Origin of the sequence: Pantoea sp. GD03673 (genome assembly GCF_029844725.1) — a bacterium.
GTDB lineage: Bacteria > Pseudomonadota > Gammaproteobacteria > Enterobacterales > Enterobacteriaceae > Pantoea.
Window position 1 is genome coordinate 344,009 of record NZ_JAOCKJ010000005.1, and the last position, 23,617, is coordinate 367,625.

A 23,617-nucleotide genomic window follows, 5' to 3' on the forward strand; every position below is an offset into this window, starting at 1 on the left:
TTAGCGCCCCAGATAAACGTCGATAACCTGCTCATTAGCCTGCACGTCGCGCAGTGAACCCTCGGCCAGCACCTGTCCCTGATGCAGCACCGTGACATGGTCGGCGATGGTTTCAACAAAGCCCATGTCATGCTCCACCACCATCAGGGAATGTTTACCCGCCAGGCTGCGAAACAGCTCGGCGGTGTAGTCCGTTTCCGCGTCGGTCATGCCCGCAGCGGGTTCATCCAGCAGCAGCAGATGCGGCTCCTGCACCAGCAGCATGCCAATTTCCAGAAACTGCTTCTGGCCGTGCGACAGCAGGCCCGCACGGCGCTGGCGCTCGCCACCCAGCCGCAGCAGTTTCAGCACCTCATCGATCCGATCGCGCTGTTCGCTGCTGAGGCGGGCGCGCAGGCTGGCCCAGACTGATTTATCGGCTTTGAGCGCGATCTCCAGATTCTCAAACACGGTTAACGCCTCAAACACCGTGGGCTTCTGGAACTTGCGGCCTATCCCGGCGCGGGCGATCTCCACCGGTGAAAGGCGGGTCAGATCGCTGTCCTGGTCGTAGATCACCCGGCCAGAGTCAGGCCGGGTTTTGCCGGTGATCACATCCATCAGCGTGGTTTTACCCGCGCCGTTGGGGCCGATCACGCAGCGCAGTTCGCCGACGCCGATCTGCAGTGAAAGATCGGTCAGCGCCCGGAAGCCCTCAAAGGAGACGCTGATCTTCTCCAGTTGCAGCACCGGATCGCGCTGCGCCCGATGACGATCCGCCAACTGGGGTTGGGTAAACAGGGCATCACTCATTTTTTCCTCCGGCGCAGCAGGCCAATCACGCCATGCGGCAGAAATAGCGTCACCAGGATGAACATCAGGCCCAGGAAGAAGAGCCAGTATTCCGGGAAGGCGACGGTGAAAAAGCTGCGCGCACCGTTAACAATTGCCGCACCCAACAGCGGGCCAATCAGCGTGCCGCGTCCCCCCAGCGCGACCCAGATCGCCGCTTCAATCGAGTTGGCGGGTGACATCTCCCCCGGATTGATAATGCCGACCTGCGGCACATAGAGCGCCCCGGCCAGGCCACACAGCACGGCGGAGAGCGTCCAGACAAACAGCTTGAAGCCGCGGGGGTCGTAACCGCAGAACGTCAGGCGGTTTTCGGCGTCCCGCACTGCGGTCAGCACGCGGCCAAATTTACTGCGCGCCAGGGCGAAGCCGATGACCAGGCTCAGCAGCAGCAACAGCACCGTCGCGATAAACAGCCCGATGCGGGTACCGGTCGCCGTCACCGAAAAGCCGAGCAGGGTAGTAAAGCCGGTGAAGCCGTTGTTGCCGCCAAAACCGGTTTCGTTACGGAAGAACAGCAGCATCCCGGCGTAGGTCAGCGCCTGGGTCATGATGGAGAAGTAAACGCCTTTAATCTTCGAGCGAAAGGCGAAGAAGCCAAACAGCAGCGCCAGCAGGCCTGGCACCAGCATACTCAGACAGAGCGCCCAGGCGAAAGAGTCGGTGCCGGTCCAGAACCAGGGCAGCTCACGCCAGGAGAGAAAGGACATAAATGCGGGTAAACCTTCGCCTGCGGCCTGGCGCATCAGGTACATGCCCATGGCATAACCGCCCAGGGCAAAAAACAGGCCGTGACCCAGCGACAGCAGTCCGGCGTAGCCCCACACCAGATCCAGCGCCACCGCGACCACCGCGTAGCAGAGAATTTTGCCGACCAGCGTCAGAGTGTAAGTGGAGATCGCCAGCGGGTGTGTGGCGGGCAGCAGCGCCAGAAACGGCATCACCAGTAACGCCAGGGTGATCGCCAGGCCGACGCTGATTGTCAGGCGTGGCGCGGTGCGCGCCACGCGAAGCGTGATGGGTTGCGTCATCAGTCAGTCACCCTTCCTTTTACCGCAAACAGTCCCTGCGGACGTTTCTGAATAAACAGCACGATAATGACCAGAATCAGGATCTTACCCAGCACGGCACCTATCTGCGGCTCCAGCACTTTGTTCAGAATCCCCAGGCTGAATGCGGCAACCACGGTGCCTGCCAGCTGACCGACGCCGCCCAGAACCACCACCAGGAACGAGTCGATGATGTAGCCCTGACCCAGCTCCGGTCCGACGTTACCCAGCTGCGACAGCGCCACGCCGCCCAGCCCGGCGATGCCGGAGCCGAGGCCAAACGCCAGCATATCGACGCGGCCGGTCGGCACGCCGCAGCACTCCGCCATCGCGCGGTTCTGGGTAACGGCGCGCACGTTCATGCCCAGACGGGTGCGGTTCAGCAGCAGCCAGGTGAGCGCCAGCACAAACACCACAAACAGGATCACCGCGATGCGGTTCCACGGCAGCACCAGATTGGGCAGCAGTTGTAAGCCCCCGGAGAGCCACGACGGGTTTGCCACCTCCAGGTTTTGCGCCCCGAACAGCACCCGCACCAGCTGGATCAGCATCAGGCTGATCCCCCAGGTGGCGAGCAGCGTCTCCAGTGGACGGCCATACAGATGGCGGATCACCGTGCGCTCCAGCGCCATGCCGATGGCGGCGGTGACCAGAAAAGCGACCGGCAGCGCCAGCAGCGGATACCAGGCTAAAGAGTCCGGTGCAAACTGCTGAAACAGGCTCTGAACCCACCAGGTCGCGTATGCGCCGAGCATCAGCATTTCGCCGTGCGCCATGTTGATGACGCCGAGCAGGCCATAGGTGATCGCCAGGCCCAGCGCGGCCAGCAGCAGAATTGAGCCCAGCGACAGGCCGCTGAAGGCCTGGCCCAGCAGATCACCCCACATCAGCCGCTTCTGAATCTGTTGCAGGCTGTCCGCCGCTGCTGCCCGCACCGTGGCGTCCGGCTCGTTCGCCGTCTGGGTCAGGCGTTGCAGGCTGGCCTGAGTATTGGGATCGCTGGACTCACCCAGCAGTTTCACCGCCCGCAGGCGCACCATCGGCTCGCCATCCGCCAGTTGCAGGTTCGCCAGCGCCAGCGCTAAGGCGGCATGCACCCCGCTATCCTGCTCGGCGGCCAGACGCTGCTCCAGCAGCGGCAGCTGGTCGGCGACGCCCTCATTTTGCAGCTGCTGCGCCGCACGCAGACGCAGGGCCGCATTGCTGCTAACCAGCTGGTGGGCGGCCAGCGCGTTGTTAATCAGCACGCGCAGACGATTGTTCATAAACAGCTTTTTCAGGTTTCCCGTGGGCTGCGACACGGCGTCCAGCGGCTGCAGCGTCGTACCCTGCTGGCTGAACGGCTGTTTGTTCTGGTCGATGACCACGGTTTCGGCCTTCAGCGCTTCCAGCAGCGGCAGGCGATGACTGTCCGGCGCGGCGGCCCACTGTTGCAGCAGCGTAGCCTGCTGGCTGCGGCTGGCGGCCGCAAAGTCAGCCGCCGGTCCGGCGCTGGCCAGCAGCGGCATCAGCAGGAGCAGGCTGAAAAAACAGCGACATAGATTCATTAAGAGAGCCTCGTTTGGGGAGGTCAGCACGGCAGCCCGATAACGGCTGCCGTGCTGCCGCTTCACAGCGGATGACGCTGCGTATCGATCAGCAACACACGCTTACTGCGCGGTTTTTACCGGGTGATCGGGCTTTTTGTCGTTACCGGCAATGTACGGGCTCCACGGCTGCGCACGCACCGGCTTGTCGGTCTGCCACACCACGCTGAACTGGCCGTTCTCTTCCACTTCGCCAATCATCACGGGCTTATGCAGATGGTGATTGGTTTTGTCCATGGTGAGGGTAAAGCCGTCCGGCGCGTTGAAGGTTTGACCGGCCATCGCGGCCCGCACTTTGTCCACGTCTGTCGTGCCCGCTTTTTCTACCGCCTGCGCCCACATATGGATGCCGACCCAGGTCGCTTCCATCGGATCGTTGGTGACGACGGTAGCGGCGTTCGGCAGGTTGTGTGCTTTGGCGTAAGCGCGGTAGTCAGCTACGAATTTCGCGTTGGTCGGGTTATCGATCGACTCGAAATAGTTCCAGGCGGCTAACTGACCGACCAGCGGTTTGGTATCAATGCCGCGTAGCTCCTCTTCACCCACCGAGAAGGCGACCACCGGAATGTCGGTGGCTTTGATGCCCTGGTTCGCCAGCTCTTTGTAGAACGGCACGTTAGAGTCGCCGTTGATGGTCGAGACCACCGCCGTTTTGCCGCCAGCCGCAAATTTCTTGATGTTCGACACGATGGTCTGGTAGTCGCTGTAACCAAACGGCGTGTAAACCTCTTCGATATCTTTGTCCGCCACGCCTTTGCTGTGCAGGAAGGCGCGCAGGATCTTATTGGTGGTGCGCGGGTAGACGTAGTCGGTGCCCAGCAGGAAGAAGCGTTTCGCGCTGCCGCCATCTTCGCTCATCAGATATTCCACCGCCGGAATCGCCTGCTGGTTAGGTGCCGCGCCGGTGTAAAAGACGTTAGGCGACATCTCTTCCCCCTCATACTGCACCGGATAGAACAGCAGGCCGTTCAGCTCTTCAAACACCGGCAGCACCGATTTGCGTGACACCGAGGTCCAGCAGCCAAACACCACTGCCGCTTTGTCCTGGGTCAGCAGTTGCCGCGCTTTCTCGGCAAACAGCGGCCAGTTAGAGGCGGGATCGACCACCACCGGCTCCAGTTTTTTCCCCAGCACGCCTCCTTTGGCGTTGATCTCATCAATGGTCATCAGCGCCACATCTTTCAGCGGCGTTTCAGAAATCGCCATCGTGCCGGAGAGCGAATGCATGATCCCCACTTTGATGGTGTCAGCCGCCTGCGCACTCCAGGCGAAACCCATACTGACAACGGTAGCGGAGAGCGCGAAAGCCTTGATCAACGAACGTCTTTTCATCATTTAAACCCCTGAGTGGTTGTTATGTTATTCGGTGAGCTGGAGCCGGGCCTGCTGGAGGCGGTGCAGGGTGATCTTTCTGACCTCCGCCTTACTGACGGCGATGTGATCGGTCAGCATGCGTTGCGCCTCGCCGGTCTGCTGCTGAAAAATGGCCTGTAAAATCTGTGCATGTTCCTGATAGGTGGCACAGACGCGGTCATCACGGGTGAAGTCGAGCCGACGGATAATGCGTATCTTCTCCGTGAGCTCGGCGTGAATGCGCGCCATCTCCGGGTTGCCCGCCGCCGCCACCAGCGTCATGTGAAACGCCTCGTCATGCTGTGATACCACCAGCCCTTCGGTGAGCGCCCCGGCCTCACACCAGAACTGATTCAGTTCGCTGAGCAGGGCGGCACACTGCTCAGCTGGCAGGGCGCAGAGGCGTTTAACCGCTTCGCACTCCAGCACAGTGCGCAGGTCATACAGCGATTCGAACCAGGCGAAATCGAAGTTTTTGATCTGCCAGCCGCTGCGGAACCAGACTTCAACAAAGCCTTCGCGCTCCAGCCGGAACAGCGCCTGACGCACCGGGGTGCGGCTGACCGCCATCCGTCCGGCGATTTCGCTTTCGCTGAAGCGATCGCCCGGCATCAGGCGAAAGGCGAAAATATCGGCCTTCAGCGCCTGATAGACCCGTTCAGCCAGGGCTTCCGGGCGCGCTTTAGGGGAGTGAGGTTGCGTTGTCATTGCTGCTCCTTATTCCAGCCACAGCAGGTTATCGCCAGGACTGACCGGCCGTCCTGCCTGGCAGGCAATCCGCGTCACCCGACCGGCCTGCGGCGCGACAATTGCCAGCTCCATCTTCATCGCCTCGACGATGATCAGCGTCTGTCCGGCGCTGACCGCATCGCCCGGCTGCACCAGCACTTTCCAGATGTTGCCATTGAGGTCAGCCTGCACCGCCAGCCCGTTTTCCTGCTCGTCGCTGACGCTGACGGATGCGTCATCAGCCTGCGGCGCGTTCTGTTCCTCCTGTGCCCATAGCTGCACCTCCTGTTCAAAGGCGGTCGCCTGACGCTGGCGGAACTCCGCGATCTCAGCGGCATGTTCGGTAAGGAACTGCTGGTGGGCGGCAAAATCAAACAGGGTCTCTTCAATGCGCAGGCTGGCGCGGCCTTCACGGAAATCTTCACGCAGCTGGTTCAGTTCGGTTTCGCTCACCGGATAGAAGCGCACCTGATCGAAGAAGCGCAGCAGCCACGGCGCATCGGCCGCGAACTGCGGATTTTTCAGGAAGGTGTTCCAGATAGGCAGCGTACGGCCCACCAGCTGATAGCCGCCGGGGGAATCCATACCGTAGATGCACATGTACATGCCACCGATGCCGACCGTGCCTTCGGCGGTGAAGGTGCGTGCCGGACTGTATTTGGAACTCAGCAGGCGATGGCGCGGATCGATCGGCACCGCGCAGGGTGCGCCGAGGTAAACATCGCCCAGACCCAGCACCAGATAGCTGGCGCTGAACAGGGTGTCGCGCACCTGCTCGCGGCTGCTCAGGCCATTAATGCGCTGGATAAAGTCCACGTTGTTCGGCAGCCACGGCGCGCTGGCACGTACCGTTTCCTGATAGCGGCTGACCGCCCCCAGCGTGGCGCTGTCTTCAAACGCCATCGGCATCCACACAACGCGGGAGGGCACTTTCAGCGTGCTGACGTCGCCCAGCGTTGCCTCCAGCGCCAGTAACAGCGACATCAGGGCAGACTGATTAATGATGCGGCTGTCGTAGCGCACCTGCAGTGAGCGCACACCCGGCGACAGCTCCTCAACGCCGGGCTCCGCCTGCACCGTCAGCGCATTCATCAGCAGGTGTACGCGCAGACGCAGTGCCAGATCCAGCACGTTGTCGCCATACTCAATCAGCACATATTTGTCGCCAGCCTGGCGATAGACCACTTTTGGCGTGCTGTCGGTAGCCTCAATGGCGGCCAGAATCGTGGCGGAGCCGTGGGCGGTTTCGGCCAGAGACGGCACGGCAAACGTCGGCGGATGCTCCGGCCGCAGGGTCTCAATCAGATGCATCTGCGCTTTTTCCCGCGCCAGCGCATCGTCTGCGGTAATCGGGTGGAAGCGGATAGTGTCGCCAGGTTTGACCTGGCCCACTTTCCACAGCTCGGCTTTGGCGATGGTCACAGGACAGACAAAGCCGCCGAGGCTGGGGCCATCGTGCGTCAGGATCACCGGGAAGTCGCCGGTAAAATTGACTGCACCGATGGCATATTCACAGTCGTGAACGTTGGAGGGATGCAGGCCCGCTTCGCCGCCGTTGGCGCGGGTCCAGGTTGGTTTCGGACCCACCAGCCGCACGCCAAGGCGGTTGGAGTTGTAGTGAACCTGCCAGTCACTGGCAAAGAACGCGTCGATGGCGGCCTGGGTGAAGAAGTCCGGTGCGCCGTGCGGGCCGTAGAGTACGCCGATGCGCCATTCGCTGCCGTAGTGCGGAATCAGCGCCGCATCCAGCGGCTGCGGGTCGCTGACCGGTGCTGGCGTGGTGCAGGCAGCCCGTTCAGGCTGTGAAATCGGTAGCATATCGGCCACCCGCAGGGTACGCCCGGCGTGACCGCCGAACTGGCCCAGCGAGAAGGTGCTGCGGCTGCCCAGATATTCCGGCACGTCGAAGCCGTTGCGCACGGCCAGATAGCTGCGGCAGCCCTGCCGGGCACGTCCCAGCGTCAGGGTCTGCCCCGCCTTGACCGCCAGCGGCTGCCAGTAGCTGACCGGTTCACCATCAAGCGTGGCGTCGCAGTCCGCGCCGGTCAGCGCCAGAATGGCATCACAGTGGAAACGCAGCGTCGGCCCCTGCAGGGTAAACTCCAGGCCCGCTGCTGTGTCATGGTTACCGACGATGCGGTTCGCCAGCCGGAATGCGAAGTCATCCATCGGGCCGGAAGGCGGCACACCGATATCCCAGTAGCCGAGGCGGCCAGGATAGTCCTGAACCGAACTGAAGGTGCCGGGTTGCAGCACTTCCACCACGGCGGCGGCGGGCACCACGCTGTCGAGGTAGCGCGTCCAGACGTTGCCACTGTGAAACGCGTCGCTGCGGGTGATCTGGCGCAGGTAGTCGAGGTTGGTAGCAATGCCATGCAACTGCGTGGCATCCAGCGCCTGATGCAGTTTTTCCAGCGCCGCCTCGCGGGTGTCGGCCTGCACAATCAGCTTGGCGATCATCGGGTCGTAGAAGCTGGAGACCTCGCTGCCGGTTTCGATCCCGCTGTCGATCCGCACGCCATCAGGGAAGGAGACGCCGGTGAGCAGGCCGGGGCTGGGCTGAAAGTTTTTCAGCGGATCTTCTGCGTAAAGCCGGACTTCGATGGCCGCGCCCTGTGGAGCCTGCTGCAGACGCGACCAGTCCACCGCATCGCCCGCCGCTACCTGCAACATGCACTCCACCAGATCGAGTCCGGTGACGCATTCGGTAACCGGATGCTCCACCTGCAGGCGGGTGTTCACTTCCAGGAAATAAAAGGCCTGCTGGCTGACGTCGTAGATGTACTCCACGGTGCCTGCGCTGCGGTAGTTCACCCGCTCGCCGAGCCGCACCGCCGAGGCGAGCAGGGCGTCGCGGGTTGCCTGCGACAGACCGGGTGCAGGCGTCTCTTCCACGACTTTCTGATTGCGGCGCTGCAGGGAGCAGTCGCGTTCGCCCAGCGCCACCACGGTGCCGTTACCGTCACCAAAAATCTGCACTTCAACGTGGCGGGCGCGATCGATACAGCGCTCCAGAAACACGCCCGCATCACTGAAGAACTGTTCACCCAGACGGCGCACGCTCTCCCAGGCGCTGGCGAGCGCCCCGGCGTCGGCGCAGCGCGTCAGGCCAATGCCGCCCCCTCCTGCGGTGCTTTTCAGCATCACCGGATAGCCAATTTCATCGGCAGCCTGCAACGCCTCCTCCAGTGAGGCAAGCAGCGGTGTGCCTGGCGTCATCGGGACACCTGCACTGGCTGCCAGCTCACGGGCGCGGTGCTTCAGGCCGAATTCACCAATCTGCTGCGCGGTCGGGCCGACAAACACGATACCCGCCGCGTCACAGGCCTCGGCAAAGGCCTGGCTTTCCGACAGAAAACCGTAGCCCGGCCAGATCGCCTGTGCGCCGCTCTGCTGAGCCGCCGCCAGAATCCTGTCGATACGCAGATAGCTGTCGCTGGCTTTGTCGCCGCCCAGCGCGATAGCGACATCTGCCTGTTTAACGTGCTGCGCGTTGCGGTCAGCATCAGAGTAGACCGCGACGCTTTTCACGCCGAGGCGCTTCAGGGTCCGAATGGCGCGGCAGGCAATTTCGCCGCGGTTGGCAATCAGTACGGTGGTGAACATGATCAGTGACTCCCCTGTGATGCCAGCCAGTTGCGCCAGCCGCCCGTTTCAGTAATTTCCAGCGCGTTTTTCAGCGCCGCACCTTCGCAGATAAAACCTTTCACCACCCGGCCATCAGCCAGCGTCAGGCTGCCGATACCCAGCGGGGCGGGGATCTCTGCCACAAACTCGCCAAAACGTGCGACCGGGATATCCCATAGTTCTACGGTGATGGCCGCCCCCTGTTCGTCCCGCATCAGGCCAGGCTTTTTGATCGCCCCTTCCAGCAGGGCGAACAGGCGATAGTGTGGCGCGGTCTGCGTCTCTTCGACCCGGACGGCATTGCGTTCGGTGAGCTGGAAATTCAGCGGCATGCCGGTGAGATGTGCGCCCACTACCGCCAGCCGGACATGGTCGGGCGAGGCGGGCAGGCGGGTGCGCCGGGCGGGGCAGGGCTGACCGGTCGCGCCCAGCGGCAGGGCGAGCTGCTGCTGCCAGCGAAGACCAAATTCAGCCAGCGCCCGATCGTGCCAGGCCGGTGCAATCAGCGTGATGCCCGCCGGGAGATCGTCGTTGCGGAACGGCCCCGGCAGCGCCAGCGCAGAGAGGTCGGCAAGATTGGTGAAGTTGGTGTAGATGCCGAAGTGCGAGTTGTAGAGAATCGGCTCCTGCTTCATCTCCTCCAGGGTATGGATGGTGGGCGAGGTCGGCACCACCAGCGCGTCGAACTGCGCCAGCGTTTGCTGAATCTGGCGCGTCAGGTCGGCCCGCAGATACTCTGCCTGATAAGCATCAACCGCGCTGTATTTCAGGCCGCTGGCGATGATCTCGTGTACCACCGGGTCCATCTCCGCAGGCTGGTCAAGCATCCCGCCCACGGCTGCGGTGCGTTCGGCGACCCAGGCGCCGTAATAGAGCTGCTCAGCCAGCCTGCGGAACGGTGTGAAGTCGATGGGGTGCAGCGTCGCGCCGCCCGCCTGCAAGGCCTCCAGTGCCTGATCCCAGGCCGCTTCGGCTGCGGCGTCATCAAAAAATTCCGGGTTCACCGGAATAGCAAAATGGGGATGCGCGGGCAGGCTGGCCGGTGCGGTGCGCGGATTGATGCGCGAGTAAGCGTCACCGGCATCATAGCCTCCCATGATGCTGGCGACGTTAAACGCATCTTCTGCCGTCAGCGCAAACACCGAAAGGGTGTCGTTGAGGCGGCAGGCGGGCACGACGCCGCGCGCTGAGAACCAGCCTTTTGTCGGCTTCAGCCCGACAATATTGTTAAAGCCTGCCGGAACACGGCCCGATCCGGCGGTATCGGTGCCCAGTGAAAAGGCGACCAGACCCCGTGCCAGTACCGACGCAGAGCCGGAACTGGAGCCGCCACTGACATAATCGGCATCAAAGGTGTTACTGACCGCACCAAAAGGCGAGCGGGTACCCACCAGACCGGTGGCGAACTGATCGAGGTTGGTTTTGCCGATGACGACTGCGCCAGCGGCTTTCAGCCTGGCGACGGCAACCGCGTCTTCGCTGGCGGTATAGGTAAAGGCGGGGCAGGCGGCGCTGGTGGGCCAGCCTGCCACATCAATGTTGTCTTTGACCGCGAACGGCACACCAAAAAGCGGCAACGAGCCGGGATCGCGCTGATAGGCCGCCAGCAACGGCGCAATCTGTGCCGCTAACTGCGCCGGTGTCGCCAGATAGATCCAGGCATTATCGTCGGTGTTAAGCGCTGCAAGATGGGCGCTCAGCAGTGAGGTGATCTGTTGCGGAGCCTGCTGATAGCGTTGCTGCCAGTCGGGAAGGGTCAGGCCGAAGGTAGAAGTCATAGAAAGAATTCCAGCTGGTATACAAGATGGAATTCAACAGAGCAAAGGCTGTGCCATTTTTTTAACGCGATGATTCAACAGTTTAATGCGTTCAGCGATAAGATTTTCTGATGATAATCTGCACAATCACGGCGCGCACGCTGTGCGATGACGGTGCGTTTACTCTCTCTGTGCGTAAATTTTGTGAAGAACATGGCAAGAGTCCGGTGGCCCGGTTAGCATGAAAGACTGTCTGGCAACCCGCCGGCGCCCAGCAACAGAGGAGATTTACGTGGTGAAGTGGCGTAACTGGATGATAGGGATCTGCCTGGTCGGTACGGCCAGCAGCGCATGGGCCGATTCGCTTGATCAACAACGGCAACGTTATCAACAAATTAAACAGGCCTGGGACAGCAATCAGATGGCGACCGTGGATCAGTTGCTGCCGACGCTCCAGGATTATCCGCTCTATCCTTATTTGCAATATCGCCTGCTGGCACAGGATCTCGATCAGGAGACCCCTCTGGCCGTGCAGAACTTTATTCGTCAATACCCGACGTTGCCGCCCGCGCGATCGCTCAGCATCCGCTTTATCAATGTGCTGGCCTGGCGTCAGGACTGGCAGGGCGTGCTGAACTTCAGCCCGACCGAACCTAAGCCGGTGCAGGCGCGCTGTAACTGGTATTACGCGAAATGGGCCACCGGTCAGCAGCAGGCTGCGTTTGATGGCGCGAAGCAGATCTGGCTGCGCGGCACGGCGCTGCCCGCAGACTGCGACAAGCTCTTCTCGGTCTGGCAGGCTTCCGGTCAGGTTTCACCCATTACCATTCTGGAACGTATCCGGCTGGCGATGAAAGCGGGCAACGACAGCCTGGTCAGTTATCTGGCAAAAACGTTACCTGCCGATTATCAGACCATGTCTGACGCGATTCAGTCGCTGCAGCAGGACCCGTTAACGGTCAGCACCTTTGCCAGCGCCGTCGGGCCAACCGACTTCACCCGCCAGGCAACGATTTACGCCTTTACGCGCGTGGCACGCCAGGACATGGAAAATGCCCGCAGCCTGATTCCGATTCTGGTCCGGGCGCAGAAGATGGGGCCGGAAGATGAGCAGGCGCTGAAAGAGATTGTGGTCTGGCGCATGATGGGCAGCGATCTCACCTCTGAGCAGGCGCGCTGGCGTGATGCGGTGGTGATGAACAGTGAGTCTACCGCGCTGGTGGAACGCCGGGTACGACTGGCGCTCTCGCAGCATGATCGACGCGGCCTGAACACCTGGATCGCCCGCCTGCCGCTGGAAGCCAAAGAGAAAGATGAGTGGCAGTACTGGCAGGCTGACCTGCTGTTTGAGAAAGATCGCAAAGAGGAAGCGGAAGAGATCCTGCGCAAGCTGATGCAGGCGCGTGGCTTCTATCCGATGGTGGCCGCCCAGCGGCTGGGCGTTGACTACCCGTTACAGGTAGATGAAGCGCCGAAGCCTGACAGTGCCACGGTGCAGGGGCCGGAGCTGGCCCGTGTACGTGAGCTGATGTACTGGGGGCTGGATAATCTGGCACGCAGCGAGTGGAGCAATCTGATTGCCAGCCGCACCCACACGCAGCAGCAGATGCTGGCGCGCTACGCCAATGAGCAGGACTGGTGGGATCTCAGCGTGCAGGCGACCATTACCGCAAAAATGTGGGACAGCCTGAAAGAGCGCTTCCCGCTGGCCTGGCAGAGCGTTTATGAGCGTAACACCGAGGTCAAACAGATCCCGCCGAGCTATGCGATGGCGATTTCGCGTCAGGAAAGTGCCTGGAACCCGAAAGCGCGTTCGCCGGTCGGGGCCAGTGGTCTGATGCAGATTATGCCCGCCACCGCAGCGCATACCGTGAAGATGTATGACATTCCTGGCTACAGCAACACCAGTCAGCTGCTCGATCCGGAAACCAATATCCAGATTGGTACCCAGTATCTGGAATACGTTTATCAGCAGTTCAACCAGAACCGGATATTCGCCTCTGCGGCCTATAACGCCGGGCCGGGCCGGGTGCGAAGCTGGCAGAAAACCAGTGCGGGCAATCTCGATGCCGTCGCGTTCATTGAGACCATTCCGTTCTCGGAAACGCGTGGCTACGTGAAGAATGTGCTGGCGTATGACGCCTACTATCGTCACTTCATGGGCAAGCCTGACAGCATCCTGTCAGATGCTGAGTGGAATCGCCGTTACTAGCTGTGCTAAGCTTCCGTACTCTTTAGCGAGTACGGAAGCCTCTTCATGACCCAGTATGATTCCCCCTCTACCGATGCGCATCCGCCAGAAGACAGCTGGCAACGCTTTGTGGTGCTGATGCAGCAGGCCTTTGCTGATGGTCATGCATTGCCACTGATGCAACTGATGATGACGCCTGATGAGCGGGAAGCATTCGGCACCCGGCTGCGGATTATCGAAGAGCTGATGAACGGTGAAATGAGCCAGCGCGAGCTGAAAAATGAGCTTGGCGTCGGCATTGCGACCATTACCCGCGGCTCGAACAGCCTGAAAGAGGCACCGCCGGAGCTGAAACGCTGGCTGGAAGCGCGTCTGGGACGCGCCTGATTACTGCTGATAGAGCGAATGGACGAACGGGCAGAGCGCCAGAATCAGTGCCTGATGATAGACGCTGGAGCGGCTGAGCAGGCCGTTCGTGAACGCCCCGATAGCCCCTCCCTGGTGTTTAATGTTTTCGATGCCGGTTAACCGCGCCATCTCTTCGCCCAGTTCACGGCCTTCGCGCAGACCCGCCAGCACCACCGGTGGCAGGGTGAAACTGGCCGAGCGTGACTCGCCACGCTGCTTCTGGTTCTCCACCACCATCCAGGCAAACGCGGTGTCATCTTCAATACCCGCCTCAATGGCAACCCAGAACGCGGCTTCAGGCCGGACCTGGCGGGCATTCATCACGCGCTGACGTGCGCCCGTTCGCGTTTCAAGATTGGTTAACGGTTGTGCTGCTACGCCGCTATCGACCCCGACCCCTTCAATATGGCAGGATCCCTCGCCGAAAACGTCGCTGAAAGCCTGAGCAATCGCGTGAATCTTCGCTGGGTTGGTTGTGGCTGCGACAACATGGTACATAATTGATTGAACCCTCAGGTGATTAAGAGCCTGGCCCATCAGGCAAGTTTACGGGCGGGTCTGAACCTGAGCCGTGCCACGATCCTCACGTACGCCGTGTACGCCGGGTCATTCCGCACGCTCCGTGTCCAGACTCCCCGCAACAATGGTGCCTGATGGGACAGGCTCTGAGACAATTTTTGTCGCAGTATAACGGAAACTAACATGCTACAGGTCTATCTTGTTCGTCACGGTGAAACGGTATGGAATGCGGAACGCCGCATTCAGGGGCAGTCCGACAGTCCGCTGACGGAAAAAGGTGAGCAACAGGCTTATCAGGTGGGTGAGCGCGTGAAGCATCTGGGTATTACGCACGTGATTGCCAGCGATCTGGGGCGTACGCGCCGCACCGCAGAGATTATTGCGGATGCCTGTGGTTGCGCAGTGACGCTGGATCCGCGCCTGCGTGAGCTGAATATGGGCGTGCTGGAAAAACGTCCGCTGGATGGTTTAACGGCAGAAGAAGAGCAGTGGCGTGCCACGCTGGTCAACGGCACCGAAGGCGGTCGTATTCCTGAAGGGGAGTCGATGACGGAGATGGCAACGCGTATGCACGCCGCGCTGAATGCCTGTCTCGATCTTCCTGCCGGAAGCCGTCCGCTGCTTGTCAGTCACGGTATGGCGCTGGGATCGCTGGTCAGCACGATTCTCGGTCTGCCCGCTTATGCTGAACGTCGTCTGCGCCTGCGTAACTGCTCTCTTTCACGCGTTGATTATCAGCAGAGCGCCTGGCTGGCAGAGGGCTGGATTGTGGAGACAGCGGGAGACATTTCCCATCTGGATGCGCCTGCGCTCGACGAGCTGCAACGCTGAGTGCATAAGGGCTGCCGTTGCGATAACGGCAGCCCTGATCTTAGCTGGCCACGGCCTGGCGGCGAATCGGAATCAGATATTCGCACCGGATTTCGGTTGGTGGTTCAGCGCGCTTTTTACCGCCATCGGTATAAAAGCGTTCGATGTCCTGTCCCTGACGACGGGTCAGCCCCAGCGTTGGCATGCAGGTGCCGTAAAGCAGCAGGATAAATTCCTGCAGGTTGACGCGCGGGCCGCTGTAGCTGAACTGCACGTAATCGCCCGCTTCCAGAATAACACGCTGACCGGAATGCAGATTGACCGCGCTGTCAGCAGGCACCGCCGTGGTGTAAAGAATCTCCTGCTCATCATCTTTGTCCTGGCTGGCACGCACCTGATGCAGGCCATACAGCACAGGCGGCACCGTGTCCGTTTCCAGCAGGAACTGCTTCCAGAAGTGCATACGCATCTCGTCGCGGTAGCTGGAAATCTGCTCCAGAATACAGGTGTAGTTCTGGGTCTGTCCCACCAGCACGGTTTCCGGCAGGGTAACAAACGTCGGTTCCGGCTGCGTTTCATCGTCCAGGCGAATCGGCGGACGAATTCCGAATGAGTTCCAGTCGGAAGAGCGGCGATACCAGGCCGGAGTCTGAGCAAACTGCTTTTTGAATGCGCGAGTAAAAGTCTGCTGTGAATCAAACCGATACTGCAGGGCGATGTCCAGAATCGGGCGGCTGGTCAGACGCAGCGCGACAGCGGCTTTAGACAGACGACGCGCACGGATGTAGGCACCAATGGCGTGACCGGTCACGTCCTTGAACATCCTTTGTAAATGCCATTTAGAGTAACCGGCTTTCTGGGCAACGTTATCCAGTGAAAGGGGCTGATCCAGATGGCTCTCCAGCCAGACAAGCAAATCGCGAATGATACCGGCTTGGTCCATAAAACATCCTCATACTCTGGTGGTGCAGCTAAATGCATTCGAAGAATATTAGCACTCATTGCTCAAAAGACGTGGGCCGTTTTCCGGGGAAGGTTGTGCTAAATCAGTACGGGCTTAAACCCGTTTTGGTTTGGTCATTGATTCGATTGCCAGTACATTACATTCTCATCTATTCCATTTGCAACGGTAACGCCATGACAATATCTCGTCTTATGATCGCTGTACTGACCACGCTGACCTTTTCCAGCCCGCTGTTTGCCGAACAGATCGGCTCGGTCGATACGGTATTCAAGATCTTCGGGCCTGACCACAAAATTGTTGTTGAAGCTTTCGATGACCCGGATGTTAAAAATGTAACCTGTTATATCAGCCGGGCAAAAACCGGGGGTATCAAAGGTGGACTGGGTCTGGCTGAAGATACCTCGGATGCCGCGATCTCCTGTCAGCAGATTGGTCCGGTCGAGCTGAGCGAAAAAATCGCGCAGGGGAAAGCGCAGGGTGACGTGGTCTTTCGCCAGCGCACCTCTTTAATCTTCAAGAAGCTGCAGGTTGTACGCTTCTTCGACAAAAAGCGCAATGCTCTGGTCTATCTGACCTACTCCGATAAAGTGGTCGATGGCTCACCGAAAAATGCGCTCAGTGCCGTGCCGATTATGCCGTGGCACTGATTAAACGGCTGTATTGCGCCCAAAAAAAACGCCCGAAGGGGCGTTTTTTGTTTATCGCATCTGACAGCTGATCAATCCTGCAGATCGCCACAGAAGCGATAACCTTCACCATGAATGGTGGCGATGATCTCAGGCGTGTCCGGCGTGGATTCGAAATGCTTGCGGATACGGCGGATGGTGACATCAACGGTGCGATCGTGTGGCTTAAGGTCGCGACCGGTCATTTTTTTCAGCAGATCGGCACGGGTCTGAATTTTGCCTGGGTTTTCACAGAAGTGCAGCATGGCGCGGAACTCACTGCGTGGCAATTTGTAGTGCTCGCCGTTCGGGTTGATCAGCGAGCGGCTGTTAATATCCAGCTCCCAGCCGTTAAATTTATAACTTTCTACCTGGCGGCGCTCTTCGCCTGGCATGGCCAGATTCATGGTGCGCGACAGCAGGTTGCGGGCACGAATAGTCAGCTCACGCGGATTAAACGGTTTGGTGATGTAGTCGTCAGCGCCAATTTCCAGACCAAGAATTTTATCGACTTCGTTGTCACGGCCGGTCAGGAACATCAGGGCGACATTGGCCTGCTCACGCAGTTCACGGGCCAGCAGCAGGCCGTTTTTACCTGGCAGGTTGATGTCCATAATGACCAGGTTAACGTCATTGTCGGTCAGCACCTGATGCATTTCAGCACCATCCGTCGCCTCATACACCACATAACCTTCCGCCTCAAAAATGCTCTTGAGGGTATTACGCGTGACCAGTTCGTCTTCAACGATAAGAATGTGCGGGGTCTGCATGTTTAGCTACCTAAAATTTGCCAACAAATTGAAAACAGGGCGTACAGCGGTATGGCGTTATCCATCATCAAGAGCGGCGGGTCGCGCTGAACCGTTGTACGAAATCATATTTTGATAAGCCATCTATCAACGTCAACAACAGGTTTAGCTCAGCCAGTCAGGATGAAAATTGCATGCCCCGGGCGTTAATAATAATGGCGCATATCCTAACTGTATTAACAGCAACCTAACAGCACCAACTACAACCGATAAGCATAAAAACAACGCTTCGTTGACTTATATCAAATGCAATTGTAGCACGTTAACACTTTCGTGAAAAACTTCTCGCAGATTGCCTGTTTAGCTCACAAAAAGCATCATTTCGGTTACATTTATTACGCTTGCACTCCAAAATGAAACCAGTGGGTAACCACATTCTATCCGGTTGAAGTTGAACAGATTAATCAGGGTTTCTTTAATAAGGCTGGTTTCGGCGATAAAACGGTTCAGGACATCTTTTTTAATGAGTTTAAACGTGTTAACACCGGATTTTCTTATTACCTTATGACCAGTGAATCATTAACAGCCATGTTAATATGGCGTTATGTAAATGGACCAATGGAATAAATATGCTTTTTCCCCTGATTCTCGTCTCGCCCGCGCGGCCAGAAAATATCGGCGCTGCGGCGCGTGCCATGAAAACCATGGGGTTCAGCCAGCTGCGCATCGTTGACAGCGACGCCTGGCAGGATCCCGCTGCACGCCGGGTAGCCCATGGTGCTGGTGAGATCCTCGACAATGTTCAGACCTTCGCCACGCTGGCCGAGGCATTAGCCGACATCGATTTTTCGGTGGCGACGACGGCGCGCAGCCGGGCAAAGTTCCGCTACTACGCCACACCGGAGCAGGTGGAAACGCAACTGCTGGAAAAGCGTCAGTGGGTAAACAGCATGGCACTGGTGTTTGGCCGTGAAGATAGCGGGCTGACGAACGAAGAGCTGGAGCAGGTTGACCTGCTGACCGGCATCCCGATGGCGAATGACTATCCTTCACTGAATCTCGGTCAGGCCGTCATGGTTTACTGCTATCAGCTGTCGGCGCTGAATCAGGTTGAGGCACCCGTGGCGTCTGCCGCCGACGGGCAGCAGTTGCAGGCGCTGCGTCAGCGTTTCCATCAGCTGCTGGTGCAACTGGACGTCAGTGATGATGAGAAGCTGTCAGACTGGATCGATCAGCGGGTGGGTCTGCTGGAACAGCGCGACAGTGCAATGCTGCATCGTCTGCTGCACGATATTGAAAAAAAACTTACAGATAAATCCTCGGCAAAAAGCTGATTTTATAGCAACAGATCGCAGAGAATTTCTGCATCACAAACGATCAAACAGTGTTTTACGGTTTCACCGGTGGCTGTGCGCAGTGGTGGAAAACTGTCCGTCCGACAAATCGGGTTGACTTAATGTGCGCTTTGCTTTACTTCTGGAGGCAAGACGGACAGACAAAAACAGACAGAAAATAAATCTACATGCGTAAAATCAGCCTGAACACCACAATTATTACCACCACCATTACCCCAGGTAACGGTGCGGGCTGACGCATACAGGAAAAACAGAAAAAAAGCCCGCACCTAACCAGTGCGGGCTTTTTTTTGGGCTTAAATTCAGGAGAGTTTATATTATGCGAGTGCTGAAATTCGGCGGGACCTCGGTAGCGAATGCGGAGCGTTTTCTTCGCGTCGCTGACATTCTGGAAAGTAATGCGCAACAAGGACAGGTTGCAACCGTGCTCTCTGCGCCAGCAAAGATCACTAACCACCTGGTGGCAATGATTGAAAAAACCATCAGTGGTCAGGATGCTTTGCCGAATATCAGCGACGCCGAACGCATCTTCAGCGAGCTGCTACAGGGATTGGCTGACGCGCAGCCGGGCTTTGAGCTTGATCGGCTCAAAACCCGCGTTGATCTGGAGTTTGCGCAACTGAAACAGGTTCTGCACGGCATCAGCCTGCTGGGTCAGTGTCCGGACAGCGTCAACGCGGCCATTATCTGTCGCGGTGAAAAACTCTCGATTGCGATCATGGAAGCGCTGCTGCAGGCGCGGGGTCATGAGGTCAGTGTGATTGATCCGGTGGAGAAATTGCTGGCAGTCGGCCACTACCTCGAATCCACGGTCGACATCCCTGAATCGACCCGTCGCATTGAAGCGAGTCAGATTCCGCCGCAGAACATGATCCTGATGGCGGGCTTTACAGCCGGTAATGAACGCGGCGAGCTGGTGGTGCTGGGCCGTAATGGCTCTGACTATTCAGCGGCTGTGCTGGCCGCCTGTCTGCGCGCCGACTGCTGTGAAATCTGGACGGATGTGGATGGCGTCTATACCTGCGATCCTCGCCAGGTGCCGGATGCGCGCCTGCTGAAGTCAATGTCCTACCAGGAGGCGATGGAACTCTCCTATTTCGGGGCCAAAGTGCTGCATCCCCGCACCATCGCGCCAATTGCCCAGTTCCAGATTCCGTGCCTGATCAAAAACACCGCCAATCCGCAGGCGCCCGGCACCCTGATCGGTGCCGAAGGCGAACAGGATGAGAATCCGGTAAAAGGCATCACCAACCTGAATAACATGGCGATGGTTAACGTCTCCGGTCCCGGCATGAAAGGGATGGTCGGAATGGCGGCCAGAGTCTTTGCGGCGATGTCGCGAACCGGCATCTCCGTGGTGCTGATCACCCAGTCCTCGTCCGAGTACAGCATCAGTTTCTGCGTGCCGCAGAGTGAGCTGGCGCGGGCGCGTCATGTGCTGGAAGATGAGTTTTACCTGGAGCTGAAAGATGGCCTGCTGGATCCGCTGGGTATCATTGAAAACCTGGCGGTAATTTCAGTAGTGGGCGATGGTATGCGTACCCTGCGCGGCATCTCTGCCAGGTTCTTCTCGGCGCTGGCACGCGCCAATATCAATATCGTGGCGATTGCTCAGGGCTCCTCAGAGCGCTCTATCTCGGTGGTGGTGAACAATGACGACGTGATCACCGGGGTACGCGTGGTGCATCAGATGCTGTTTGCCACCGATCAGGTGATCGAAGTGTTTGTGGTTGGCGTCGGCGGCGTCGGCGGTGCGCTGCTGGATCAGCTGCATCGCCAGCAGGCGTGGCTGAAGAAAAAACATATCGACCTGCGCGTGTGCGGTATCGCGAACTCGCATGCACTGTTAACCCACGTCCACGGCATTGATTTAAATAACTGGCAGGAGGCCTTAGCCGAAGCGAAAGAGCCGTTTAATCTCGGTCGTCTGACCCGTCTGGTGAAAGAGTATCATCTGCTTAACCCGGTCATTGTAGATTGTACTTCCAGCCAGGCGGTCGCCGATCAGTATGCGGATTTCCTCAGCGAAGGCTTCCACGTCGTGACGCCGAACAAAAAGGCTAACACCTCCTCCTGGAATTACTATCAGCAGATGCGGGCCGCTGCCGCCAAATCACGACGCAAATTCCTTTATGATACCAATGTCGGTGCCGGACTGCCGGTCATCGAAAACCTGCAAAACCTGATGAACGCCGGTGATGAGCTGCTGCGCTTCTCCGGTATCCTCTCCGGCTCGCTGTCATTTATCTTCGGCAAGCTGGATGAAGGGGTTTCGCTGTCGCAGGCGACAAACATGGCGCGTGAAATGGGCTTTACCGAGCCCGATCCGCGTGACGATCTCGCGGGCACCGATGTGGCACGTAAGCTGCTGATCCTGGCGCGTGAAGCAGACCATCAGCTGGAGCTGAGTGACATTGAAATTGAGCCGCTGCTGCCCGCCAGCCTGACCGGGATCCAGGACGTTGAGCTGTTTATGCAGCGTCTGCCAGAGCTGGATGACGCTTTTGCCGCCCGGGTTGCACAGGCGCAGGAGGCAGGTAAAGTGCTGCGCTACGTGGGTGTGATTGAAGAGGGCGGCATCTGTAAGGTGAAGATCGACGCCGTTGACAGCAACGATCCACTCTACAAAGTCAAAAACGGCGAAAACGCACTGGCGTTTTACAGCCGCTACTATCAGCCGATTCCGCTGGTGCTGCGCGGATACGGTGCAGGAAATGATGTCACAGCGGCCGGTGTGTTTGCCGACCTGCTGCGCACGCTGTCATGGAAGTTGGGAGTTTAATAATGGTAAAAATTTACGCACCGGCCTCGATTGGTAACGTCAGCGTCGGCTTCGATGTGCTGGGCGCAGCGGTTTCGCCGGTCGATGGCTCCCTGCTGGGCGACTGCGTCTCCGTTGAAGCAGCAACGCAGTTTTCACTGACCAACGCCGGACGTTTTGTCAGTAAGCTGCCCGCCGATCCGAAAGAGAATATCGTTTATCAGTGCTGGCAGCGTTTCTGCGAGGCGATTGGCAAAGAGATCCCGGTGGCGATGACCCTGGAGAAGAATATGCCCATCGGCTCCGGGCTGGGTTCAAGTGCCTGCTCGGTCGTGGCCGGTTTAACGGCGATGAACACGTTCTGCGGTAAGCCCCTCAGCGACAGTACGTTACTGACGCTGATGGGTGAGCTGGAAGGGCGGATCTCCGGCAGCGTGCATTATGATAATGTCGCTCCCTGCTTCCTCGGCGGCATTCAGCTGATGCTGCAGGAAAATGACATTATCAGCCAGGCGGTGCCAGGCTTTGACGACTGGCTGTGGGTCATGGCCTATCCGGGCATTAAAGTGTCAACTGCTGAAGCGCGCGCCATTTTACCGGCGCAGTACCGCAAAGAGGACTGTATTAAGCATGGCCGCCTGCTGGCTGGCTTCATTCACGCCTGCCATACGCGTCAGCCGCAGCTGGCAGCTAAACTTATGCAGGATGTGATTGCCGAACCCTACCGGACCCGGCTGCTGCCAGGTTTCGCCGAGGCGCGGCAGGCCGCAAAAGATACCGGCGCACTGGCGTGCGGTATTTCCGGCTCTGGTCCGACACTTTTCGCCGTTTGCAATCAGATGGAAACGGCACAGCGGATGGCTGACTGGCTGAGCCAGCACTATCTGCAGAATGATGAAGGCTTCGTCCATATCTGCCGTCTCGACACGGCTGGCGCACGACAATTGGGATAACGCATGAAACTCTACAATCTTAAGGATCACAACGAGCAGGTCAGCTTCGCCCAGGCGGTGAAACAGGGTCTGGGGTCGCAGCAGGGTCTGTTCTTTCCGCTGGAGCTGCCAGAGTTTGAACTGACCGACATCGATGCGATGCTGGAGATGGATTTTGTCAGCCGCAGCAGCAAAATTCTCTCGGCTTTCATTGGTGACGAGATTCCGGCCCAGCAACTGCATGAGCGTGTTAACGCCGCTTTTGCCTTTCCGGCCCCGGTAAAACAGGTCAGCGAAGATATCGCCTGTCTGGAGCTGTTCCACGGCCCGACGCTGGCGTTTAAAGATTTCGGCGGCCGTTTTATGGCGCAGATGCTGGCGTATGTCTCGGGTTCAGATGAGCAAATCACCATTCTGACCGCGACCTCCGGTGACACCGGCGCGGCTGTGGCACACGCTTTTTACGGCATGAAGAACGTGCGTGTGGTGATCCTCTATCCACAGGGCAAAATCAGTCCGCTGCAGGAGAAACTTTTCTGTACCCTGGGCGGCAACATCGAAACCATCGCTATCGACGGCGATTTTGATGCCTGTCAGTCGCTGGTGAAACAGGCGTTTGATGATGAAGAGCTGAAAAAGGCGATTGGTCTGAACTCGGCGAACTCCATCAATATCAGCCGCCTGCTGGCGCAGATCTGCTACTACTTTGAAGCGGTTGCACAGCTGCCACAGGAAAAACGTAATCAGCTGGTGGTGTCAGTGCCAAGCGGCAACTTTGGTGATTTGACTGCCGGTCTGCTGGCGAAGTCGCTGGGTCTGCCGATCAAACGCTTTATCGCCGCGACCAACGCCAACGATACGGTGCCGCGTTTCCTCGGCAACGGCGAGTGGCAGCCAAACCAGACGGTGTCTACGCTGTCGAATGCGATGGATGTCAGCCAGCCAAACAACTGGCCGCGTGTGGAAGAGCTGTTCCGCCGCAAAACCTGGCGCTTAACCGATCTCGCCTGTGGTGCGGTCTCAGATGAAACCACGCGCGCTGCAATGCGTGAACTGGCTGAGATTGGCTACGTTTCCGAGCCTCATGCTGCCATCGCCTGGCGTCTGCTGCGCGATCAGCTGCAGGAAGGGGAGTATGGTGTGTTCCTTGGGACCGCCCATCCGGCTAAATTCCGCGAAAGTGTGGAAGCGATCCTTGAGCAGACCCTGACGCTGCCAGCAGCGTTAGCGGAGCGCGCCGAACTGCCGCTGCTGTCGCACCAGATGAAGGCGGAATTCGCGCCGCTGCGGGCGTTCCTGCTGAAGTAATCCTGTGAGATGCTTCCCGGTTG

The 23,617-nt window shown here is 58.8% G+C and carries 19 protein-coding genes and 1 other annotated feature; of the genes, 9 read left to right on the forward strand and 10 right to left on the reverse strand.

The window, feature by feature from the left end:
* The 7 genes from urtD to atzF all read right to left on the reverse strand — a co-directional run bounded on the left by urtD (position 1) and on the right by atzF (position 10,953).
* Complete coding sequence (urtD, locus tag N5J69_RS11990) at positions 1-792, reverse strand: urea ABC transporter ATP-binding protein UrtD (RefSeq protein ID WP_279770523.1); 792 nt, start codon at positions 790-792, stop codon at positions 1-3.
* Positions 789-1,862 (reverse strand): urea ABC transporter permease subunit UrtC, encoded by a 1,074-nt coding sequence (urtC, locus tag N5J69_RS11995; protein WP_279770524.1) that lies wholly within the window; start codon positions 1,860-1,862, stop codon positions 789-791. The genes urtD and urtC overlap by 4 nt, the downstream gene beginning before the upstream one ends.
* Positions 1,862-3,427: an urea ABC transporter permease subunit UrtB gene (gene urtB, locus N5J69_RS12000; RefSeq protein ID WP_279770525.1), complete on the reverse strand. Its 1,566-nt coding sequence runs from the start codon at positions 3,425-3,427 to the stop codon at positions 1,862-1,864. The genes urtC and urtB overlap by 1 nt, the downstream gene beginning before the upstream one ends.
* Positions 3,428-3,529: 102 nt before the next feature.
* On the reverse strand, positions 3,530-4,798 hold the full coding sequence (gene urtA / locus N5J69_RS12005) for an urea ABC transporter substrate-binding protein (protein ID WP_279770667.1): 1,269 nt from the start codon (positions 4,796-4,798) through the stop codon (positions 3,530-3,532).
* Positions 4,799-4,825: 27 nt separating this feature from the next.
* Positions 4,826-5,527: a GntR family transcriptional regulator gene (locus N5J69_RS12010; RefSeq protein ID WP_279770526.1), complete on the reverse strand. Its 702-nt coding sequence runs from the start codon at positions 5,525-5,527 to the stop codon at positions 4,826-4,828.
* Between the two features lie 9 nt (positions 5,528-5,536).
* Positions 5,537-9,154, reverse strand: a complete 3,618-nt coding sequence (gene uca, locus N5J69_RS12015; protein WP_279770527.1) for an urea carboxylase — start codon at positions 9,152-9,154, stop codon at positions 5,537-5,539.
* A 2-nt stretch (positions 9,155-9,156) separates the two neighbouring features.
* Positions 9,157-10,953 carry an allophanate hydrolase gene (gene atzF, locus N5J69_RS12020; protein ID WP_279770529.1) on the reverse strand — a complete coding sequence of 599 codons (1,797 nt, stop codon included), beginning with the start codon at positions 10,951-10,953 and terminating at the stop codon, positions 9,157-9,159.
* A gap of 271 nt (positions 10,954-11,224) precedes the next feature.
* Between atzF and sltY the strand changes: the two genes are divergently transcribed.
* Together sltY and trpR are read left to right on the forward strand one after the other, a co-directional pair.
* The gene (gene sltY / locus N5J69_RS12025; protein ID WP_279770530.1) at positions 11,225-13,144 is read left to right on the forward strand and encodes a murein transglycosylase; all 1,920 of its coding nucleotides are present in this window, start codon (positions 11,225-11,227) and stop codon (positions 13,142-13,144) included.
* 45 nt (positions 13,145-13,189) lie between these two features.
* The gene (gene trpR, locus N5J69_RS12030; protein WP_279770531.1) at positions 13,190-13,510 is read left to right on the forward strand and encodes a trp operon repressor; all 321 of its coding nucleotides are present in this window, start codon (positions 13,190-13,192) and stop codon (positions 13,508-13,510) included.
* On the opposite strand, the gene yjjX is transcribed toward trpR, so the two are convergent.
* Positions 13,511-14,029: an inosine/xanthosine triphosphatase gene (gene yjjX / locus N5J69_RS12035; protein ID WP_279770533.1), complete on the reverse strand. Its 519-nt coding sequence runs from the start codon at positions 14,027-14,029 to the stop codon at positions 13,511-13,513. It lies immediately after the preceding gene.
* Positions 14,030-14,233: 204 nt separating this feature from the next.
* On the opposite strand from yjjX, the gene gpmB reads away from it, so the two are divergent.
* Positions 14,234-14,881: a 2,3-diphosphoglycerate-dependent phosphoglycerate mutase GpmB gene (gpmB, locus tag N5J69_RS12040; RefSeq protein WP_279770535.1), complete on the forward strand. Its 648-nt coding sequence runs from the start codon at positions 14,234-14,236 to the stop codon at positions 14,879-14,881.
* 40 nt (positions 14,882-14,921) lie between these two features.
* Here the strand turns inward: gpmB and robA are convergent, their stop codons facing one another.
* Entirely contained in the window at positions 14,922-15,803 is an 882-nt protein-coding gene (robA, locus tag N5J69_RS12045) for an MDR efflux pump AcrAB transcriptional activator RobA (RefSeq protein ID WP_279770537.1), read from the reverse strand.
* 194 nt (positions 15,804-15,997) lie between these two features.
* On the opposite strand from robA, the gene creA reads away from it, so the two are divergent.
* Entirely contained in the window at positions 15,998-16,471 is a 474-nt protein-coding gene (gene creA, locus N5J69_RS12050; RefSeq protein WP_279770539.1) for a protein CreA, read from the forward strand.
* 71 nt (positions 16,472-16,542) lie between these two features.
* Here the strand turns inward: creA and arcA are convergent, their stop codons facing one another.
* A complete protein-coding gene (arcA, locus tag N5J69_RS12055) occupies positions 16,543-17,259 on the reverse strand; it encodes a two-component system response regulator ArcA (protein WP_010253677.1) in 717 nt (238 codons plus the stop codon).
* Between the two features lie 608 nt (positions 17,260-17,867).
* Between arcA and N5J69_RS12060 the strand changes: the two genes are divergently transcribed.
* The 5 genes from N5J69_RS12060 to thrC all read left to right on the forward strand — a co-directional run bounded on the left by N5J69_RS12060 (position 17,868) and on the right by thrC (position 23,594).
* Positions 17,868-18,572, forward strand: a complete 705-nt coding sequence (locus N5J69_RS12060) for a tRNA/rRNA methyltransferase (RefSeq protein WP_279770542.1) — start codon at positions 17,868-17,870, stop codon at positions 18,570-18,572.
* Between the two features lie 188 nt (positions 18,573-18,760).
* Entirely contained in the window at positions 18,761-18,829 is a 69-nt protein-coding gene (thrL, locus tag N5J69_RS12065; protein WP_090964490.1) for a thr operon leader peptide, read from the forward strand.
* Positions 18,768-18,886, forward strand: a sequence feature (Thr leader region). It overlaps the preceding gene by 62 nt.
* A gap of 26 nt (positions 18,887-18,912) precedes the next feature.
* The gene (gene thrA, locus N5J69_RS12070; RefSeq protein WP_279770544.1) at positions 18,913-21,375 is read left to right on the forward strand and encodes a bifunctional aspartate kinase/homoserine dehydrogenase I; all 2,463 of its coding nucleotides are present in this window, start codon (positions 18,913-18,915) and stop codon (positions 21,373-21,375) included.
* Between the two features lie 2 nt (positions 21,376-21,377).
* Entirely contained in the window at positions 21,378-22,307 is a 930-nt protein-coding gene (gene thrB / locus N5J69_RS12075; RefSeq protein ID WP_279770546.1) for a homoserine kinase, read from the forward strand.
* Positions 22,308-22,310: 3 nt separating this feature from the next.
* Complete coding sequence (gene thrC / locus N5J69_RS12080; protein WP_279770548.1) at positions 22,311-23,594, forward strand: threonine synthase; 1,284 nt, start codon at positions 22,311-22,313, stop codon at positions 23,592-23,594.
* The last annotated feature ends 23 nt before the right edge of the window (positions 23,595-23,617 follow it).

Bases quoted from the DNA above. Each gene is read 5' to 3' on its own strand.
- urtD (WP_279770523.1), bottom strand. From the start codon at position 792: ATGAGTGATGCCCTGTTTACCCAACCCCAGTTGGCGGATCGTCATCGG.
- urtC (WP_279770524.1), bottom strand. From the start codon at position 1,862: ATGACGCAACCCATCACGCTTCGCGTGGCGCGCACCGCGCCACGCCTG.
- urtB (WP_279770525.1), bottom strand. From the start codon at position 3,427: ATGAATCTATGTCGCTGTTTTTTCAGCCTGCTCCTGCTGATGCCGCTG.
- urtA (WP_279770667.1), bottom strand. From the start codon at position 4,798: ATGAAAAGACGTTCGTTGATCAAGGCTTTCGCGCTCTCCGCTACCGTT.
- N5J69_RS12010 (WP_279770526.1), bottom strand. From the start codon at position 5,527: ATGACAACGCAACCTCACTCCCCTAAAGCGCGCCCGGAAGCCCTGGCT.
- uca (WP_279770527.1), bottom strand. From the start codon at position 9,154: ATGTTCACCACCGTACTGATTGCCAACCGCGGCGAAATTGCCTGCCGC.
- atzF (WP_279770529.1), bottom strand. From the start codon at position 10,953: ATGACTTCTACCTTCGGCCTGACCCTTCCCGACTGGCAGCAACGCTAT.
- trpR (WP_279770531.1), top strand. From the start codon at position 13,190: ATGACCCAGTATGATTCCCCCTCTACCGATGCGCATCCGCCAGAAGAC.
- yjjX (WP_279770533.1), bottom strand. From the start codon at position 14,029: ATGTACCATGTTGTCGCAGCCACAACCAACCCAGCGAAGATTCACGCG.
- gpmB (WP_279770535.1), top strand. From the start codon at position 14,234: ATGCTACAGGTCTATCTTGTTCGTCACGGTGAAACGGTATGGAATGCG.
- robA (WP_279770537.1), bottom strand. From the start codon at position 15,803: ATGGACCAAGCCGGTATCATTCGCGATTTGCTTGTCTGGCTGGAGAGC.
- creA (WP_279770539.1), top strand. From the start codon at position 15,998: ATGACAATATCTCGTCTTATGATCGCTGTACTGACCACGCTGACCTTT.
- arcA (WP_010253677.1), bottom strand. From the start codon at position 17,259: ATGCAGACCCCGCACATTCTTATCGTTGAAGACGAACTGGTCACGCGT.
- N5J69_RS12060 (WP_279770542.1), top strand. From the start codon at position 17,868: ATGCTTTTTCCCCTGATTCTCGTCTCGCCCGCGCGGCCAGAAAATATC.
- thrA (WP_279770544.1), top strand. From the start codon at position 18,913: ATGCGAGTGCTGAAATTCGGCGGGACCTCGGTAGCGAATGCGGAGCGT.
- thrB (WP_279770546.1), top strand. From the start codon at position 21,378: ATGGTAAAAATTTACGCACCGGCCTCGATTGGTAACGTCAGCGTCGGC.
- thrC (WP_279770548.1), top strand. From the start codon at position 22,311: ATGAAACTCTACAATCTTAAGGATCACAACGAGCAGGTCAGCTTCGCC.